The sequence below is a fragment of the Mesorhizobium sp. M0074 genome, from assembly GCF_040322975.1.
In the GTDB taxonomy this organism is placed as follows: domain Bacteria; phylum Pseudomonadota; class Alphaproteobacteria; order Rhizobiales; family Rhizobiaceae; genus Mesorhizobium.
On sequence record NZ_JAMYUM010000074.1, the window covers coordinates 1 to 1,288 of the forward strand.

The 1,288-nt window shown below is 61.6% G+C and carries 1 pseudogene; it reads left to right on the forward strand.

Annotation, left to right across the window (positions count from 1 at the left end):
* Positions 1-391 precede the first annotated feature (391 nt).
* A pseudogene (locus NKJ73_RS34005) lies at positions 392-1,288 on the forward strand (hypothetical protein); the annotation flags it as partial.

Genomic DNA, 1,288 nt, shown 5'->3' on the forward strand with positions numbered 1-1,288 from the left:
GCAAGGGAGCGGACAAGAACACGCCGCGGCGCCCTACGCCGGAGGCAGTGGGTCGATGCTGGGTGCCTCGGTGCTGCAGCCGGGTCACTCAACGGCGCGCGATTCGTCAGTGGTTGATCTGAATCCCCCCGCACCGTTCGAGTTGCGTGACCATGCTCGTTCTGTGCCGGCGGCGCCTGCCGGGCCAGCGTTCGCCAGGGCTGAGGAGACGCCCTCCGCGGTTGGCGAGGCCGCGGTGGCCGAAAGGTGGGCTCGGTTGCAAAAGCAAATGGACGAACCAGTGCATGATCCCGGCCCTCAAGTGGATACATCGCCATGGGAGGCGCAACTCATGGTGCAAGGGAGCGGACAAGAACACGCCGCGGCGCCCTACGCCGGAGGCAGTGGGTCGATGCTGGGTGCCTCGGTGCTGCAGCCGGGTCACTCAACGGCGCGCGATTCGTCAGTGGTTGATCTGAATCCCCCCGCACCGTCCGAGTTGCGTGACCATGCTCGTTCTGTGCCGCCGGCGGTGCAGCCAGATCCTCCAATAGGGGTCTCCGGTCCCGACAAGCGTCCTCTTTATTCCAACGATGCGACTGTTGTCGAAGGGCTGAGGTCAGCATTGGAGAGCACGGTCAAGCGCCATGTAAATTCTCTTCTCGGCTTTGGTCGTTGGCTCTTTGATAATAACAGGCCGGGATTTGCTGCTCGGCTTCACGAGGAGTCGCTGGATCCGGATCTCAAGGAGTACGAGAGCAAGAGTGGCTCCTCGGACGTGGCTAGAGCAGTGGGTCATCTCAAGACGTGGGCGGGCGGAGCGCCAGTGCTGGACCGCGCCGCTGTCCTGAATAATCCCGACCCTGCCGACGCCGCGCTCATCAGAGATTACACAGCGGCTCCCATCAAAGAGTACAAGGCAGCGCCGACCGGGCCGAATCCCGCTACCATTCAGACCTATGGATCTGCTCCTAGACGTTTCAGTGAATACCTGGTTGAAAACAAAAAGCCGGGGATTGCGGCTCGGCTTCACGAGGGGTCGCTGGATGAAGATGCCAAGCGCTATAACAACTCCGGTGGGATCAGTGCACTAGCTCATCTCCGGAAGTCCGAACTCGGGCGCGAGCTCCCTGGGAAAGCTAATGAAGACGACGCTGTTCTGCCATCGTCTTTCGTGCCAACTGGTACAGCGGAGTTGAGACCAGCGAAGAGGCAAAGGACCCTGAACAGTCGTCTGCAGGACGTTGCCACTGAGCCGCAGCTGAGCGAGATCGGCAATTCAGGCGCTCGCGTGCTGATGCAGGCCCCC